Here is a 17,785-nt window from a genome sequence, read left to right on the forward strand (position 1 = left end):
TCGCTTTAGAACATGTCTGGAAACTGGAACATGTTCTGTGTGCCTGCACCGGTATCCGGTGCGGGCCTTTTTTTAGCCGATCTTGCGCGATTGTGCAGTAACACGACGGTTATCCACTAAACGGATCACCAGGGCGACTGCGCCAGTCAACGTTGCCAGCGCCACCACGCCAGGCCATGCGGCGATAGTGTAGACCTTACTACCGAGCGCTGAACCCAGCGCCATCCCAATGAATACGACAGTAAAGAGAAGGGCGTTCAGACGGCCACGCGCCTTTGGCTCCAGGCCATACACCAGATTCTGGTGCGCCACGAGACTGGACTGTAAGCCAAGATCAAAACCAACAGCCGACAGGGCTATCAGTGCCAGTTGTCCATGCGGTGGCAATGCCGGCAGTGCGAACATCAGCGCAAAGGATATTGTGACCAGCCCGGCACCCAGTTGAGTCACTTTTTCAGCACCGACTTTATCTGCCAGCCCCCCGGCTAAGGGGGCCGCCAGTGCGCCTGCTGCGCCTGCAATACCAAACATACCTGCGACGGCGCTTCCGAGCTGATAGTTATCCAGCAACATTACTGCAAGGGTTGACCAGAAAGCGCTAAACGCGATGGATAAAAAGCCCTGCGCAAACGCAGCACGGCGTAGGGCAGGGTAACGCTGCCAAAGATGCGCCATCGTTTTCATCAGCGCGGGATAACCGAGCGTTGAATGCGCGGCGAATCGCGGCAACACAAACCACATCAGAACGGCGATAAATGCAATGCTGGCAGCAGCAAGCTGGAACATAATGCGCCAGCCAAACGCTGCGCCGACAACGCCGCTCACGGTACGAGAAAGTAAAATACCCAACAGTAACCCCGTCATCACTGTACCGACGGTTTTTCCTTGCTTACCTTCGGGTGCAAGAATGGCGGCGGCGGGAACAATATCCTGCGCCATGGTGGCCGCCATCCCGATCAACAGACTGATAAGTAATAACCCCGGTAAATGTGCCATCAGGCTACAGGCCAGCAGCAGTAAAGCCAGTGCCACGCTTTTCGCAAGAATAAGATGACGACGATCGTAGCGGTCGCCCAGCGGCAATAAAAAGAGGATGCCCAGTGCGTAGCCTGCCTGCGTCAGCGTCGGAACCAGACCCATTCCGTTAACGGTCAAATGCAGATCGCTGCCCATCAGCGGTAATAAGGGTTGTGCATAATAAATCGCGGCGACGCTAAAACCCGCCCCCAGCGCCAGCGCAAAGATAGTCCACTGCGCCGGATTTAACGATTGAGAACGACGGTTCATAACTTTTCCTCAAACATATTCATAGTTGGTGTGAATGTATTTTTGTCGATTACAACGTGACGCGGTAGCCAGCAGAGTGGTAAAACGGTTATACGTGAAACGTATAGAGGAAATTTGAATGCAGCGTGCAGAACGTATAGACCGCGTTGATCTGATGCGCACGCTGGTGCGCATTGTAGAGGCGGGGTCGCTATCGGCCGCAGCGCGCCAGCTCAATACGACGCAGGCCACGGTGAGTCGTCGTCTGCAGTCGCTGGAAACCATGCTCGGAGTCAAACTGGTTCTTCGTACCACCCATGCGATGAAGCTCACCGACGATGGCGAGCGCTGCTATCAACATGCGAGACGTGTCATTGATACCTGGCTTGCGCTTGAAGATGAACTGAGCCAGACAGAAGATGAGCCCGTCGGGATGCTTCGTGTGCGAGCGCCTCATGCTTTTGGTCAGGAACAGCTCCTGGCCCCGCTGACGCGTTTTCTGGAACGCTACCCGCAGCTTTCGGTGCAATGGATGCTTAACGATAAAACAGTCAATTTTCTCAGCGAGAATCTTGATTGTGCGATTCGGGTTGGGGCCGAAGTGGACCCGGCGACGGTTTCCGTCCTGCTTGCCGAAGTTCCTCGTTCCATTGTCGCATCGCCGACGCTGCTGGCCCGTTTTGCGGAAATTCGCACGCCTCAGGATCTGGCGGCGCTGCCGTGGATTGCGTTAAGCACCTTTTATCAGCATAACGTTGCCGTCACCAACGTGCTTAGCGGGGTAACAGAGCAAATAACTATTGCACCCAGGCTCTATACCGACAGTTTGTATGTGGCACGCAATACCGCGCTGTCAGGGCTGGGTGTGGCCGTTGTCTCAAGCTGGACGGTGGAAGAGGATATCGGCAACGGCAGACTGGTGGCTTTGCTGCCTGAGTGGCAGATCCCACCGTTGCCTGTGCATCTGGTGTACCCCTGGGCGCGTTATTATCCGGCACGTTTGCGGATGTTTCTCCAGTTGATGCGCGAGGTCATGCCGGGCCTGAGTGGAATGCGACAGCCTGCGCTGAAAGCATAAAAAAAGCCGACCCGGAGGTCGGCTTTTTATCAGCAGAGTGCTTATTCCGCTGCGTTCGGTCGTGTAGCTGGCGCCGTTGCGGTATGCGTGGCGCTGTGACCGCCTGCAGAACCTTTGCCGTCAAAGTTGAACTGTGGACGGACCCAGTCACTGTGACGTGGCGCTTCCGGCACATAGGCAGGTGCAGGCGCTTTGGTCATCGGCGCAGTGGCATGATGGACCTCGCTGGCTGCCACAGGAGCTACGCGCTCAATCGCTGCAGCAACCGGTGCTACAGGTTCAACAACCGGGGCTACCGGAGTAGCTTCTGGCTGTTTTTCCTCGACAGCAACAGGCGCTTGCGGTTGCTCTGCAACAACAGGTGCTGTTTCTTCAACAACCGGTGCTGTTTCTTCAACAACCGGTGTAACAACCGCAGGTTCAGCGGTTTTCGCCACCTCTTCCGCGACCGGACGGTCTTCCTCTGCGATCAGTTCCGGCTGTGCTTCAACCGGGGCTTCGATCACTTCCGGATGAGTGGTTTCGACCACAACAGGCTCTGGCTCGATAACCGGTGCCTGCGGTGCGACTTCAACCACTTCCTCAGCCGGTGCCTGTACATCAGCTACGACGGACTGCTGCTCTTGCTGAGCGGTGGCCACAACTTGTTCGACTTCGGCAATGGCAGGTGCGACATCGGTAGCGGTGACACTGTTTTGCTGCTCAACAACCGGTGCTTCTTGCACCTCGTCCTGAGGACGCGTAACCGGATAGCGAACCCACACTTTACCGGACGCCATTTCCGGAGAAGCACAGGCAATCTCCAGCGGCATTGCGGACTGTGCCGGGTAACGCTCATCACGGTAGCGACGGCGACGCTGACCACTGACGCGCAGATGACGCGGCGAACGGCGAGAACGACGCGGCATACCTGCGGTATCACGGTTTTCTGCAGTTTCTTCTTGCTCAGCAACGTTCTCAACAACGGCCGGCAGATCCACTTTCGCCAGCTCTGTACGTTGTACAGGGGCTTCTGTGGCACCCGGCTCTACGGCAACAGCCTCTTCACTTGTGCTTGCCGGAGCATCACCGAAACGGACTTTCTGGTTCAACTGACGCTGTTTACGGCGCGGCATCACCTGAACGCGCTCTTCCTGTTCGGCTTCCTGCTCAGGTTGTTCTTCACGGTTCAGTGCTTTCACATCCTGCTGCGCCTGGCGTTTTTCGTCGTTATTACGACGACGATTGCGCTCGCGGCGGGAAGGCTGCTGCTCATCACGCTGTTTCGTTTTTTCCGTCTCTTCCGCAGCTACGGGTACTGGCTGGCGGGCTTCACGCGCTTCGGCATTCTGCTGTGGTTTCTCACGGCGATTACGGCGATTGTCATCGCGGTTCTCACGCCCTTCATTACCATCTGCACGCGGCTCACGACGTTCATTGCGGTCACGACGGTTACCCTGGCGCGATTTGCGGCGATCTTGCTGGCGCTCCTGCTTCTCTTCTTTCTTCTCTTCCTGAACTTCGGCTGGTGCGGCAGTTTCACTCCCGGCAAACAGGTTTTTCAGGGCGGAGACAAGACGGCTAAGAAGACCCGGAGCAGCAGGTGCGGCTACTGAAGGCTCGCTGCTGACAGCCGGTTGCGCCTTCGCTACAGGGGCTTCAGGTGCCGTTGGCGCAGGCGGAACTTCCGGCATGACGAAGGCAGCCAGCGCAGGCTGCTCAGGACGTTTACGCTCGGCAGATTCCTCGTCTGACGGCATAGCCATCTCTTCTTCATGCAGCTTCGGCAGCATGTAGCTGAGGGTGGTTGTCTCTTCGCCTTTACGCACGCGCAGTACGGAATAGTGCGGCGTTTCCATCTGATCGTTCGGTACGATTACGCAACGCACGCCACCCTGACGGGTTTCAATAGCGCTGACTGCGGCGCGTTTTTCGTTCAACAGATAGGAGGCGATCGGCACCGGAACGATGGCATGCACTTCCTGGGTATTTTCTTTCAGCGCTTCTTCTTCGATGAGGCGCAGAATAGAAAGTGACAGGGATTCGTTGTCACGGATAGTCCCGGTTCCGCTACAACGCGGGCACACATGGTGGCTGGACTCGCCGAGTGACGGGCTCAGGCGCTGACGGGACATCTCCAGCAGGCCGAAGCGAGAAATATGGCTGATTTGAATACGCGCACGGTCCTGACGAACGGCTTCGCGCAGGCGGTTTTCTACCGCGCGCTGATGGCGCACCGGCGTCATATCGATAAAGTCGATAACGATCAGACCGCCGAGGTCACGCAGACGCAACTGACGTGCAATTTCGTCTGCCGCTTCCAGGTTAGTGTTAAAGGCGGTCTCTTCGATATCACCGCCACGGGTCGCACGCGCGGAGTTGATATCGATGGCGGTCAACGCTTCGGTGCTATCGATAACGATAGAGCCGCCGGACGGCAGACGTACTTCACGCTGGAAGGCGGATTCAATCTGCGATTCGATTTGGTAGTGGCTAAACAGCGGGATTTCACCGGTGTAGAGCTTAATTTTGCTGCTGAAATCCGGACGGCCCAGCGCGGAGATATGCTGGCGAGCCAGCTCAAGCACTTTCGGGTTATCGATAAGGATTTCGCCGATGTCCTGACGCAGATAATCACGGAAAGCACGAACGATAACGTTACTTTCCTGGTGAATCAGGAACGGAGCAGGGCGGTTTTCAGCGGCCTTCTGAATAGCTTCCCAGTGTTTCAGACGGAAGCTCAGATCCCACTGCAGAGCATCAGCAGATTTACCCACACCGGCGGTGCGGACGATCAGACCCATGCCATCGGGCAATTCGAGGCTGGCCAGCGCTTCTTTCAGTTCGGTACGGTCATCGCCTTCAATACGACGAGAAATGCCACCCGCGCGCGGGTTGTTTGGCATCAGTACCAGATAGCTGCCTGCCAGGCTAATAAAGGTAGTCAGCGCAGCGCCTTTGTTGCCGCGTTCTTCTTTATCAATCTGGACGATAACTTCCTGACCTTCGCGCAACACATCTTTGATGTTCGGACGGCCATGAGAGTTGTAATTGGCAGGGAAATATTCGCGGGCAATTTCTTTGAGGGGAAGGAAACCGTGACGCTCAGCGCCGTAATCAACAAAGGCAGCTTCCAGGCTCGGTTCAATTCGGGTGATTTTACCTTTGTAGATGTTCGCTTTTTTCTGCTCGTGTCCAGGACTTTCAATATCCAGATCGTACAGACGCTGCCCATCAACAAGGGCGACACGCAACTCTTCTTGCTGAGTTGCGTTGATTAACATTCTTTTCATCGTAACTTACTCATTATTCTTACATTGACGACTAAGCTGCGGGCATGATGACGCCTTTCCGGGGGAGAACCGATGGCCTCGTGTCTGTTCACGTCGCCAACCTCACGGTTGTCGTTCGCTTAAGAGGCGCAGTGTGTCGGTTGCCTGTATTTCCTGTGGAAAACACAGCGCAATTATCAGGGGAACAGCCTGGGAAAAACTCTCCAGAGAAGATTCCATCTACCGGTAAGGACTGCAACCCGCAGCCCGCTAACTGCCTGAAAGTCCAATACGTCTTACGCCATTGCTGCGTGTATGGTCGGACAGGCAAAACTGGTCATTCCGCACAATTGCTTGTTATAACAAGATCCAACGCGGAAAACTGCAACATTATTCCTTGCGAACCCTGTTATAGCAAGCTGACTTTTACCTTTTATCACCCGGTTACTCACAGTTTTTTCACTTTTGCCTGGTGATTGGTTTAATAACCGCCAAAACGTCTGTGTCGAACGAAGCAGGCCAGGATCAAAAGTAAATATAAGCATATAAAAATGAGTGGCGCTATTCATCGACGCTATTTAGAATCGCCTCCCATGAAAACTGAGACTCCTTCCGTAAAAATTGTTGCTATCGCCGATGACGAAGCGGGGCAACGCATCGATAACTTTTTACGCACCCAACTGAAAGGTGTGCCAAAAAGTATGATTTACCGCATCTTGCGTAAAGGCGAAGTCCGCGTGAATAAAAAACGCGTGAAGCCGGAATATAAGCTGGAAGCGGGCGATGAAGTGCGTATTCCACCTGTCCGCGTTGCGGAACGGGAAGAGGAAGCGGTTTCGCCGCACCTGCAAAAAGTTGCCGCGCTGAGCGACGTCATTCTTTATGAAGATGAACATATCCTGGTGCTGAATAAACCCTCTGGCACTGCGGTACACGGCGGTAGCGGGTTAAGTTTTGGCGTCATTGAAGGCCTGCGTGCATTACGTCCGCAAGCGCCTTTTCTGGAACTGGTGCACCGTCTGGATCGTGACACCTCCGGTGTGCTGCTGGTCGCCAAAAAACGTTCCGCGCTGCGTTCCCTGCATGAGCAGTTGCGTGATAAAGGCATGCAGAAAGATTATCTGGCGCTGGTGCGCGGGCAGTGGCAGTCCCACGTCAAAGTGGTGCAGGCGCCGCTGTTGAAAAATATTCTCCAAAGCGGTGAGCGTATTGTGCGCGTGAACCAGGAAGGAAAGCCGTCAGAAACCCGCTTTAAAGTCGAAGAACGTTATGAGGCCGCGACACTAGTGCGGTGTAGCCCGGTAACGGGTCGTACGCATCAAATTCGCGTCCATACCCAATATGCGGGTCATCCGATTGCCTTTGACGATCGATATGGTGATCGTGAGTTTGATAAACAACTGGCAGGCACCGGGTTAACACGGCTGTTTCTGCATGCCGCGGCGTTGAAGTTTACCCACCCCAATACCGGCGAAACTATTCGTATAGAAGCGCCGCTGGACGATCAACTCAAGCGCTGTCTGCAAGTGCTACGCAACAAGAAAGCATAAGTAAGGGCGGTCATGGTGACCGCCTTTATTCTATCTGATGGTTGTTACCATCCGACTTTCCTTACATAACCTCAGCCATGAGCAGATTGGTTAGCGCGATAGCGGGTTACAGCCTTCCCGGCGCAGCATCTGGCACAGTGCAATCAGCGGCAGGCCAACCAGCGTATTCGGATCGCGACCTTCCAGGCGGTCAAAAAGCGCAATCCCAAGACCTTCACTCTTAAAGCTTCCCGCACAGTGCAGAGGGTTTTCTTTACGCACGTAGTCTTCTATTTCCTGGGCACTCAGGTGGCGAAAATGCACATCGAAAGGTTCGCACTCGGTTTGTAAATGACCCGTTGCGGAATTAAACAGCGCCAGCCCGGTATAAAATGTCACAATATTTCCGCTGGCCCGGGTTAATTGCTGACGTGCATTTTCTTCGGTCAGCGGCTTGCCGGTAATTTCACCTTCCAGCATGCACACTTGATCAGATCCGATAATCAAATGGTGGGGAAAGCGTTGGGCCAGCGATTGCGCTTTCTCTTGCGCCAGTCGCAGCACGAGGTGGCGGGGGGACTCGCCGGGTTGTGGGGTTTCGTCGGTCAGTGGCGCGGCACATTCAAACGCCAGCCCGAGCTTCTCTAATAACGCACGACGCCAGGGCGATGTCGATGCAAGAACAATATCTGACATATTTTTTTCACCAAATATGGCTTAACCATGACAGGCATTTTAAACTGTAGGCCGCAATGTGTGCGAATTATTGGCAAAAGGCAACCTCAGGCTGCCTTTTTCTTTGACTCTATGACGTTACAAAGTTAATATGCGCGCCCTATGCAAAAGGTAAAATTACCCCTGACTCTCGATCCGGTTCGCACGGCTCAGAAACGCCTTGATTATGAGGGCATCTATCTGCCCAATCAGGTTGAGCGTGTCGCCGAATCTGTAGTCAGTGTGGACAGTGATGTGGAATGCTCCATTTCGTTCGCCATCGACAACCAACGCCTCGCGGTTATAACCGGTGATGCGAAAGTGACGGTGTCCCTCGAATGCCAGCGTTGCGGCAAGCCGTTTACCCATCAGGTTCACACAACATATTGTTTTAGTCCTGTCCGTTCCGACGAACAGGCTGAAGCACTGCCGGAAGCGTATGAACCGATTGAGGTTAACGACTTCGGTGAAATCGATCTGCTGGCGATGGTTGAAGATGAAATCATCCTCTCCTTGCCCGTAGTTCCGGTGCATGATTCTGAACACTGTGAAGTGTCCGAGGCGGACATGGTCTTTGGTGAATTGCCTGATGAAGCGCAAAAGCCAAACCCATTTGCCGTATTAGCCAGCTTAAAGCGTAAGTAATAGGTTTTCCCCGCTCAAACGGGGGTAAATCGTAATTAAGGAGTAAGGTCCATGGCCGTACAACAGAATAAACCAACCCGTTCCAAACGTGGCATGCGTCGTTCTCATGACGCGCTGACCGCAGTCACCAGCCTGTCTGTAGACAAAACCTCTGGTGAAACCCACCTGCGTCACCACGTTACCGCCGACGGTTTCTACCGCGGTCGCAAGGTAATCACTAAGTAATCACGCGCAAGCGTGATCAAACTTAGTGAGGATTTCCCCGTGAAAACGGGGATTTACCGATACCTTGACTCGTCTAACCCTGGCGTTAGATGTCATGGGGGGCGATTTTGGCCCTTCCGTGACAGTGCCTGCAGCTTTGCAGGCACTGAACTCTAATTCGCATCTTAATCTTCTTTTAGTCGGCGATCCCGACGCTATCACACCATTGCTCGCCAAAGCTGATTTCGAGCAACGCTCGCGCTTGCTTGTTATTCCCGCACAGTCAGTTATTGCCAGCGATGCGCGCCCCTCGCAAGCTGTCCGCAACAGTCGCGGCAGTTCAATGCGTATGGCGCTGGAGCTTGTAAAAGAAGGTCGTGCCGAGGCCTGCGTCAGTGCTGGTAATACCGGCGCGCTGATGGGGCTGGCTAAAATGTTGCTCAAACCCATTGAGGGCATTGAGCGTCCCGCGCTGGTGACTGTTTTACCGCACCAGCAGAAAGGGAAAACGGTGGTGCTCGATTTAGGCGCCAACGTCGACTGCGATGGCAAGATGCTGGCGCAGTTTGCAGTAATGGGTGCGGTGATGGCAGAAGAAGTTTTGGAGATCGCTAACCCCCGCGTGGCGCTTCTGAACATTGGTGAAGAAGAGACCAAAGGCCATGACAACATTCGCGATGCTGCAGCGATTTTAAAAGCGGTTCCGACGATTAACTATATTGGTTATCTGGAAGCGAACGAATTACTCACCGGTAAAACGGATGTACTGGTTTGTGACGGTTTTACGGGAAACGTCACATTAAAAACGATGGAAGGTGTTGTCAGAGTGTTTCTTTCGCTGCTGAAATCTCAGGGTGAAGGGAAAAAACGGTCGTGGTGGCTGATTTTATTAAAGCGTTGGTTACAAAAAAGCCTGAGCAGGCGATTCAGTCACCTCAACCCCGACCAGTATAATGGCGCCTGTCTGTTAGGATTGCGCGGCACGGTGATTAAGAGTCATGGTGCTGCCAATCAGCGAGCATTTACCGTCGCGATTGAACAGGCAGTGCAGGCGGTGCAGCGGCAAGTTCCCCGGCGAATTGCCGCTCGCCTGGAATCTGTGTTACCGGAAAAAGACTGAGCGTACATGTATACGAAGATTATTGGTACCGGCAGCTATCTGCCTGAACAAGTGCGAACTAACGCCGACCTGGAAAAAATGGTGGATACGTCTGACGAGTGGATTGTCACCCGCACAGGTATTCGTGAACGCCGTATTGCTGCGCCAGATGAAACCGTCTCCACCATGGGGTTTGAAGCTGCAAAGCGCGCTCTGGAGATGGCAGATATCAGTGCGGATGAGATTGGTCTGATTATTGTCGCTACCACCTCCGCAACGCATGCATTCCCTAGCGCCGCATGTCAGGTGCAGAACATGTTAGGCGTGAAAGGCTGCCCGGCATTTGATGTTGCTGCTGCCTGCGCGGGTTTCACCTATGCGCTTAGCATCGCCGATCAATATGTAAAATCGGGCGCGGTGAAAAATGCGCTGGTGATCGGTTCTGACGTTTTGGCGCGTACCTGCGACCCTGAAGATCGTGGCACCATTATTATTTTTGGCGATGGCGCGGGCGCAGTTGTGCTCGGCGCATCCGAAGAGCCGGGTATCATCTCTACGCATCTGCATGCTGACGGTAGCTACGGCGAACTGTTAACGCTGCCGAATGCCGATCGTGTGCATCCAGAGAGTCCTATTTTCCTGACAATGGCAGGAAACGAAGTCTTTAAAGTGGCGGTGACTGAGCTTTCTCGCATCGTCGACGAAACCCTCGAAGCGAATAATTTGCAGCGCAGCGAGCTGAACTGGCTGGTGCCGCATCAGGCAAATCTGCGCATTATCAGCGCGACAGCCAAAAAACTGGGCATGTCGCTCGATAACGTGGTGGTGACACTCGATCGTCACGGTAATACTTCTGCGGCGTCTGTCCCTTGTGCGCTGGATGAAGCGGTTCGCGACGGGCGCATTCAGCGCGGCCAATTGATTCTGCTGGAAGCCTTTGGCGGTGGTTTCACCTGGGGCTCTGCGCTGGTTCGTTTCTAGTACTAAGGATAAAAACATGACGCAATTTGCATTTGTGTTCCCGGGACAGGGCTCTCAAACCGTGGGTATGTTAGCTGACATGGCAGCAACTCACCCGGTTGTTGAAGAGACATTCCGTGAAGCCTCTGCGGCACTTGGCTACGATCTGTGGGCACTTGTTCAACAAGGGCCGGCGGAAGAGTTGAATAAAACCTGGCAGACGCAGCCTGCATTGTTGACGGCTTCCGTTGCCTTATGGCGTGTGTGGCAGCAACAGGGCGGTAAAACCCCTGTGTTGATGGCCGGCCACAGCCTGGGCGAGTACTCTGCACTGGTCTGTGCAGGTGTTATCCCGTTTGCAGACGCGGTGCGTCTGGTTGAACTGCGCGGTAAATTCATGCAGGAAGCCGTGCCGGAAGGTACTGGTGCTATGGCGGCAATTATCGGTCTGGATGATGCGTCCATCGCCAAAGCATGTGAAGAGTCCGCGCAAGGGCAGGTTGTTTCTCCGGTAAACTATAATTCTCCGGGCCAGGTTGTTATCGCAGGTCACAAAGATGCGGTTGATCGTGCGGGTGCTGCCTGTAAAGCTGCTGGCGCGAAGCGCGCGCTGCCGCTGCCGGTCAGCGTGCCATCCCACTGTGCGCTGATGAAACCTGCTGCAGAGAAACTGGCGGCGGAATTAGAAAAAATCACGTTCAGCGCTCCGCAGGTTCCGGTTGTAAACAACGTTGATGTGAAATGCGAAACGTCGCCGGAAGCAATTCGTCACGCGCTGGTGCGTCAGCTTTACAGCCCGGTGCAATGGACCAAAAGCGTTGAATTTATGGCATCACAGGGCGTTGAGCACCTGTATGAAGTTGGCCCAGGTAAAGTGCTTACCGGTCTGACAAAACGTATTGTTGATACCCTGACAGCGTCTGCGCTTAATGAGCCAGCCGCGCTGTCAGAGGCACTTGCGCAATAAAAGAGGAAAACCATGAGTTTTGAAGGAAAAGTCGCGCTGGTTACCGGCGCGAGCCGTGGCATTGGCCGCGCAATCGCGGAAGCCCTTGTTGCTCGTGGCGCGAAGGTTATCGGTACTGCAACCAGCGAAAATGGCGCTCAGGCTATTAGTGATTATTTAGGTGCCAACGGTAAAGGTCTGATGTTGAATGTGACCGATCCTGCATCTATTGAATCTGTGCTGGAAAACATTCGTGCCGGGTTTGGCGAAGTTGATATCCTGGTCAATAATGCCGGTATCACTCGCGACAACCTGTTAATGCGCATGAAGGATGACGAGTGGAACGATATTATCGAAACTAACCTGTCATCGGTTTTCCGTCTGTCAAAAGCGGTGATGCGCGCTATGATGAAAAAGCGTCATGGTCGTATCATCACTATCGGTTCTGTGGTTGGTACCATGGGAAATGCTGGTCAGGCAAACTACGCTGCGGCGAAGGCGGGTCTGATTGGTTTCAGTAAATCGCTGGCGCGAGAAGTCGCATCACGCGGGATTACTGTGAACGTTGTTGCTCCGGGCTTTATTGAAACGGACATGACGCGTGCGCTGACCGAAGATCAGCGTGCGGGTATTCTGGCGCAAGTTCCAGCGGGTCGCCTTGGCGGTGCTCAGGAAATCGCCAGCGCGGTTGCATTTTTAGCCTCTGACGAAGCAGGTTACATCACTGGTGAGACCCTGCACGTCAACGGCGGAATGTATATGGTTTAACCACGATTAAAATTATTTGCGTTATTAGGGCGAAAGGCCTCAAAATAGCGTAAAATCGTGGTACGAACTGCCGGGATTTAGTTGCAAATTTTTCAACATTTTATACACTACGAAAACCATCGCGAAAGCGAGTTTTGATAGGAAATTTAAGAGTATGAGCACTATCGAAGAACGCGTTAAGAAAATTATCGGCGAGCAACTGGGCGTTAAGCAGGAAGAAGTTACCAACAATGCTTCCTTCGTTGAAGACCTGGGCGCTGATTCTCTTGACACCGTTGAGCTGGTAATGGCTCTGGAAGAAGAGTTTGATACTGAGATTCCGGACGAAGAAGCTGAGAAAATCACCACCGTTCAGGCTGCCATTGATTACATCAACGGTCACCAGGCGTAAGTGAACATCTCCAGGCGGTCATTCGACCGCCTGAGTTTTATCTTTTATCCCCCTAATCTTAATCTTTTTTCCCTCCCTGGAGGACAACCGTGTCTAAGCGTCGTGTAGTTGTGACCGGACTGGGCATGTTGTCTCCTGTCGGCAATACCGTAGAGTCTACCTGGAAAGCTCTCCTTGCCGGTCAGAGTGGCATCAGCCTGATCGACCATTTCGATACTAGCGCCTACGCAACGAAATTTGCTGGCTTAGTAAAGGACTTTAACTGTGAAGACATCATCTCGCGTAAAGAACAGCGCAAGATGGATGACTTTATTCAATATGGAATTGTCGCTGGCGTTCAGGCCATGCAGGATTCTGGCCTTGAAGTGACGGAAGAGAACGCAACCCGCATCGGTGCCGCTATTGGTTCCGGTATTGGTGGTCTCGGCCTGATTGAGGAAAACCACAGTTCTTTAGTGAATGGTGGCCCGCGTAAAATCAGCCCGTTCTTCGTCCCGTCGACGATTGTTAATATGGTGGCCGGTCACCTGACCATCATGTTTGGCCTCCGCGGCCCAAGTATTTCGATTGCCACAGCCTGTACCTCTGGTGTGCATAATATCGGCCATGCTGCACGTATGATCGCCTATGGCGATGCGGATGCGATGCTTGCCGGTGGCGCAGAAAAAGCGAGTACCCCGCTGGGCGTGGGTGGCTTTGGTGCGGCACGTGCGCTTTCTACACGCAACGATAATCCTCAGGCTGCGAGCCGTCCGTGGGATCAGGACCGTGATGGTTTTGTTCTTGGCGATGGCGCAGGCATTATCATGCTTGAAGAGTATGAGCACGCGAAAAAACGCGGTGCGAAAATTTATGCGGAAATCGTTGGTTTCGGCATGAGTAGCGATGCTTACCACATGACCTCTCCGCCGGAAAACGGTGCGGGTGCTGCTGATGCGATGGTCAACGCCATTCGTGATGCGGGCCTTGCACCTGGCCAAATCGGTTATGTAAACGCCCATGGGACATCGACCCCGGCGGGTGACAAAGCTGAAGCGCAGGCGGTTAAATCCGTGTTTGGTGATGCAGCAAGCCGCATTATGGTTAGCTCTACCAAATCTATGACGGGCCACCTGCTGGGTGCTGCGGGCGCGGTAGAGTCTATCTTCTCTATCCTTGCACTGCGCGACCAGGCTGTTCCGCCGACCATCAACCTGGATAACCCGTCTGAGGGTTGCGATCTGGATTTCGTTCCGCACGAAGCCCGTCAGGTAAATGGTCTGGAGTACACGCTGTGTAACTCCTTCGGCTTTGGTGGTACTAACGGCTCCCTGATCTTCAAAAAGGTCTGAGCGTAGCGCTGTCTATTACCCCAGCCTGTAAAAAGGTCCGCACTGCGGGCCTTTTTTATTCAGTTTTCTCCGCTTGTCCTGCGCAGAGTGTCCTGCCACACTAATCAGCCACGCATAAGGAGCCTCTATGTTGTTGATTAATGGTTGCGAGCAGACATTTCTTGCCGCAAATGACAGAGCGACTCAGTTTGGCGACGGCTGTTTCACGACGGCGCGTATCGACAACGGCACTATCAGTCTATTGGCTGAACATCTGCATCGTCTGAAACTCGCCTGTGACAGGCTCTTTATCCCTTTTAACCAGTGGAAAACGCTGGAAGACGAAATGCGTCGTCTCGCCGCGGGAAGGACGAGTGGGGTTCTGAAAGCAATTATCAGCCGGGGCGGTGGTGGACGTGGTTATAGCGGAGCCGGGTGCCAGAGTCCGACACGTATTCTCAGCGTTTCTGCGTATCCGACGCATTACACTCGCTGGCGAGAAGAGGGGGTTACGCTGTCACTCAGCCCGGTACGTCTGGGGCGCAACCCGCATCTTGCTGGCATCAAACATCTCAATCGGCTGGAGCAGGTTCTGATCCGCCGTTATCTTGAGCAATCTCACGGTGACGAGGCGCTGGTTCTTGACAGTGAAGGGTGGGTTACGGAATGCTGTGCCGCGAATATTTTCTGGCGCAAAGGCCGCGATGTCTTTACCCCAAACCTGAGTCAGGCTGGCGTTGATGGCATCATGCGGCAATTTTGTCTGCGCCAACTGGCATCTTCCGACTATCGCGTTGTCGAAATCAATGCGTCGCCAGATGCACTTAACACTGCTGATGAAGTCATCATCTGTAATGCATTAATGCCCGTGATCCCCGTGCGCGCGTGGGAGGGCATAAGCTGGACTTCCCGGGAGTTGTACCAATTTTTAGCCCCTCTTTGTGAGCATCCGATATCGTCATGAAAAAAATGTTGCGCGTTGTACTTCTTCTTCTGCTGGTCCTGGTGATTGCGGCAGGCGCGGGTATATGGAAAGTTCGCCAGTTGGCCGACACTAAGCTCCTCATTAAAGAGGAGACTATTTTTACACTGGAAGCAGGAACCGGGCGCGTTGCGTTGGGTGAACAGCTTTATAACGAGAAGGTGATTAACCGCCCACGCGTGTTCCAGTGGTTGCTGCGCGTGGAGCCTGATCTTTCGCACTTTAAAGCCGGTACCTATCGGTTTACCCCTACTATGACGGTGCGTGACATGCTCCAGTTGCTGGAAAGCGGCAAAGAGGCGCAGTTCCCACTCCGTCTGGTTGAGGGGATGCGGCTAAGTGATTATCTGCAGCAACTGCGTGACGCACCCTATATCAAGCACACCCTGAAAGATGATGAATACGCGACGGTTGCGAAGGCGCTGGATTTCGAGCATGCGGACTGGGTAGAAGGGTGGTTCTGGCCGGACACCTGGATGTATACCGCAAATACCACGGATATTGCACTGCTCAAGCGTGCGCACCAAAAAATGGTGCGGGCGATTGATCAGGCGTGGGAAGGGCGTACGGAGGGGTTACCCTACCAGGATAAAAACCAGATGGTGACGATGGCGTCTATCATCGAGAAAGAGACGGCGGTGGCCAGCGAGCGCGATAAAGTCGCATCGGTCTTTATTAACCGTTTGCGAATTGGGATGCGACTACAAACGGATCCCACCGTGATTTACGGGATGGGGGAGCGGTATAATGGTAAGTTGTCACGTGCCGATCTGGAAACGCCAACGCCGTACAATACCTATATCATCAGCGGCCTGCCGCCGGGCCCGATTGCCACGCCTGGCGAAGCCTCATTGAAAGCCGCGGCGCACCCGGCAAAAACGCCGTATCTCTATTTTGTCGCTGATGGCAAGGGTGGTCACACATTTAACACTAATCTCGCGAGCCACAATCGGTCAGTGCAGGACTATTTAAAAGTACTTAAGGAAAAAAATGGGCAGTAAATACATCGTCATTGAAGGGCTCGAAGGGGCAGGAAAAACCACCGCGCGTGATGTCGTGGTCGACACGCTACGTCAACTGGGCGTAGAGGAGATGGTTTTCACCCGCGAGCCGGGCGGTACGCAACTGGCAGAAAAACTGCGCAGCCTGGTACTGGACATTCGTTCTGTTGGCGATGAGACGATTACGGTTAAGGCCGAAGTATTAATGTTTTATGCTGCCCGCGTTCAATTGGTGGAGACGGTGATTAAACCGGCACTGGCCAACGGAAGTTGGGTGATTGGCGATCGTCACGACCTCTCTACACAAGCCTATCAGGGCGGTGGACGTGGCGTTGACCAGACCATGCTGGCAACATTGCGCGACGCGGTGTTGGGTGATTTCCGCCCGGACCTGACGCTTTACCTGGACGTGACGCCCGAAGTCGGACTCAAGCGCGCCCGTGCTCGCGGTGAGCTGGACCGCATTGAACAGGAATCTCTGGATTTCTTCAACCGCACACGTGCCCGTTATCTTGAACTGGCGGCGGCAGATGACAGCATTCGAACCATCGATGCCACGCAATTGCTCGAAGACGTGGTGGCGGATATCCGCCAGACTGTCACCGCCTGGGTGCAGGAGCAGGGCGCATGAGATGGTACCCGTGGCTGCGAGCGGATTATGAGCAACTGGTCGCCAGTTATCATGCCGGTCGCGGACATCATGCCTTGCTGGTCCACGCGCTACCGGGAATGGGTGACGATGCGCTGATCTATGCGCTGAGCCGTTATCTGCTTTGCCAGCATCCGGAAAATGCCAAAAGCTGCGGCCATTGCCGGGGCTGCCAGTTAATGCAGGCGGGGACGCATCCGGATTATTACCCGTTAGCACCAGAAAAGAGCAAGACCACGCTCGGGATCGACGCGGTGCGCGAGGTCAGCGAAAAACTGTATGAACACGCCCGTCTTGGTGGCGCTAAAGTGGTCTGGATTCAGGACGCCGCGCTTTTAACAGACGCCGCGGCAAATGCCCTGCTTAAAACGCTGGAAGAGCCGCCGAAAGAGACCTGGTTCTTTATGAGCTGTCGCGAACCGGCGCGCTTACTGGCAACTTTGCGTAGCCGCTGTCGGATGCATCACCTCGCGCCGCCTGCCGAGAACTATGCCTGCGCCTGGCTTGCTCGCGAGCACAGCGCGTCACAAGAGACTATTGTCAGCGCATTACGCCTGTGTGGCGGCGCACCCGGTGCGGCAGAGCAACTGCTGCAGGCGGACAACCTCGCACCGCGTCAGGCGCTGTGTCAGTCCCTTGGGCAGATACTCAATAATGGCGACTGGCTTTCGCTACTGGCGATATTGAACCACGAACAGGTGGCCGAACGCCTGCACTGGCTGGCGACACTGCTGCTCGATGCCCTCAAGGTTCAGCAAGGCGCAACATTGCTGACGAATATGGATGCGATAATGCTGGTGCGCCAGCTTGCCAGCCAGTTTAATGGCGAACGCCTGCAAGCCTGCCTTCACGCGGCGGTTGAATGCCGCGAACAGTTGATGACCGTAGTGGGCGTCAACCGTGAATTGTTATTGACCGACCTTTTATTACGCATTGAGCGTTACCTGCAACCCGGCGCTACGTTGCCCGGACAGCATTTCTAAGAGAGAGAT

At 54.1% G+C, this 17,785-nt stretch carries 17 protein-coding genes; 14 read left to right on the forward strand and 3 right to left on the reverse strand.

Going from position 1 to position 17,785, the window contains the following annotated elements; all coding sequences use genetic code 11:
- Window positions 1–72 precede the first annotated feature (72 nt).
- On the reverse strand, window positions 73–1,287 hold the full coding sequence (locus C5523_RS10365; protein WP_108701066.1) for an MFS transporter: 1,215 nt from the start codon (window positions 1,285–1,287) through the stop codon (window positions 73–75).
- A 118-nt stretch (window positions 1,288–1,405) separates the two neighbouring features.
- Between C5523_RS10365 and C5523_RS10370 the strand changes: the two genes are divergently transcribed.
- Window positions 1,406–2,344, forward strand: a complete 939-nt coding sequence (locus tag C5523_RS10370; protein WP_071195446.1) for a LysR family transcriptional regulator — start codon at window positions 1,406–1,408, stop codon at window positions 2,342–2,344.
- A 41-nt stretch (window positions 2,345–2,385) separates the two neighbouring features.
- On the opposite strand, the gene rne is transcribed toward C5523_RS10370, so the two are convergent.
- Window positions 2,386–5,616 (reverse strand): ribonuclease E, encoded by a 3,231-nt coding sequence (gene rne, locus C5523_RS10375; RefSeq protein WP_108701067.1) that lies wholly within the window; start codon window positions 5,614–5,616, stop codon window positions 2,386–2,388.
- 572 nt (window positions 5,617–6,188) lie between these two features.
- Between rne and rluC the strand changes: the two genes are divergently transcribed.
- Window positions 6,189–7,145 (forward strand): 23S rRNA pseudouridine(955/2504/2580) synthase RluC, encoded by a 957-nt coding sequence (gene rluC, locus C5523_RS10385; protein WP_172960886.1) that lies wholly within the window; start codon window positions 6,189–6,191, stop codon window positions 7,143–7,145.
- A 90-nt stretch (window positions 7,146–7,235) separates the two neighbouring features.
- On the opposite strand, the gene C5523_RS10390 is transcribed toward rluC, so the two are convergent.
- Complete coding sequence (locus C5523_RS10390) at window positions 7,236–7,820, reverse strand: nucleoside triphosphate pyrophosphatase (RefSeq protein WP_041851731.1); 585 nt, start codon at window positions 7,818–7,820, stop codon at window positions 7,236–7,238.
- A gap of 141 nt (window positions 7,821–7,961) precedes the next feature.
- Between C5523_RS10390 and yceD the strand changes: the two genes are divergently transcribed.
- From yceD to holB, 12 genes are all read left to right on the forward strand, one after another.
- Complete coding sequence (gene yceD, locus C5523_RS10395; RefSeq protein ID WP_041851730.1) at window positions 7,962–8,483, forward strand: 23S rRNA accumulation protein YceD; 522 nt, start codon at window positions 7,962–7,964, stop codon at window positions 8,481–8,483.
- 51 nt (window positions 8,484–8,534) lie between these two features.
- A complete protein-coding gene (rpmF, locus tag C5523_RS10400; protein ID WP_020457446.1) occupies window positions 8,535–8,708 on the forward strand; it encodes a 50S ribosomal protein L32 in 174 nt (57 codons plus the stop codon).
- Between the two features lie 64 nt (window positions 8,709–8,772).
- Entirely contained in the window at window positions 8,773–9,807 is a 1,035-nt protein-coding gene (plsX, locus tag C5523_RS10405) for a phosphate acyltransferase PlsX (protein WP_072039780.1), read from the forward strand.
- A gap of 6 nt (window positions 9,808–9,813) precedes the next feature.
- A complete protein-coding gene (locus tag C5523_RS10410; RefSeq protein WP_041851728.1) occupies window positions 9,814–10,767 on the forward strand; it encodes a beta-ketoacyl-ACP synthase III in 954 nt (317 codons plus the stop codon).
- 16 nt (window positions 10,768–10,783) lie between these two features.
- Window positions 10,784–11,713, forward strand: coding sequence for an ACP S-malonyltransferase (gene fabD, locus C5523_RS10415; protein WP_108701069.1), 930 nt, complete (start codon window positions 10,784–10,786; stop codon window positions 11,711–11,713).
- A gap of 12 nt (window positions 11,714–11,725) precedes the next feature.
- Window positions 11,726–12,460, forward strand: coding sequence for a 3-oxoacyl-ACP reductase FabG (gene fabG, locus C5523_RS10420; RefSeq protein WP_041851726.1), 735 nt, complete (start codon window positions 11,726–11,728; stop codon window positions 12,458–12,460).
- 154 nt (window positions 12,461–12,614) lie between these two features.
- Window positions 12,615–12,851, forward strand: a complete 237-nt coding sequence (gene acpP / locus C5523_RS10425) for an acyl carrier protein (RefSeq protein WP_000103754.1) — start codon at window positions 12,615–12,617, stop codon at window positions 12,849–12,851.
- Between the two features lie 89 nt (window positions 12,852–12,940).
- Complete coding sequence (fabF, locus tag C5523_RS10430; RefSeq protein ID WP_108701070.1) at window positions 12,941–14,182, forward strand: beta-ketoacyl-ACP synthase II; 1,242 nt, start codon at window positions 12,941–12,943, stop codon at window positions 14,180–14,182.
- A 127-nt stretch (window positions 14,183–14,309) separates the two neighbouring features.
- On the forward strand, window positions 14,310–15,125 hold the full coding sequence (gene pabC, locus C5523_RS10435) for an aminodeoxychorismate lyase (RefSeq protein ID WP_071195442.1): 816 nt from the start codon (window positions 14,310–14,312) through the stop codon (window positions 15,123–15,125).
- Window positions 15,122–16,144, forward strand: coding sequence for a cell division protein YceG (gene yceG, locus C5523_RS10440; protein ID WP_108701071.1), 1,023 nt, complete (start codon window positions 15,122–15,124; stop codon window positions 16,142–16,144). The genes pabC and yceG overlap by 4 nt, the downstream gene beginning before the upstream one ends.
- Window positions 16,134–16,775: a dTMP kinase gene (tmk, locus tag C5523_RS10445; protein ID WP_108701072.1), complete on the forward strand. Its 642-nt coding sequence runs from the start codon at window positions 16,134–16,136 to the stop codon at window positions 16,773–16,775. Before yceG ends, tmk begins: the two co-directional genes overlap by 11 nt.
- Window positions 16,772–17,776: a DNA polymerase III subunit delta' gene (holB, locus tag C5523_RS10450; protein ID WP_108701073.1), complete on the forward strand. Its 1,005-nt coding sequence runs from the start codon at window positions 16,772–16,774 to the stop codon at window positions 17,774–17,776. Before tmk ends, holB begins: the two co-directional genes overlap by 4 nt.
- Window positions 17,777–17,785: the final 9 nt, after the last annotated feature.

This window comes from Phytobacter sp. SCO41 (genome assembly GCF_003073275.1).
Lineage (GTDB): Bacteria > Pseudomonadota > Gammaproteobacteria > Enterobacterales > Enterobacteriaceae > Phytobacter > Phytobacter diazotrophicus.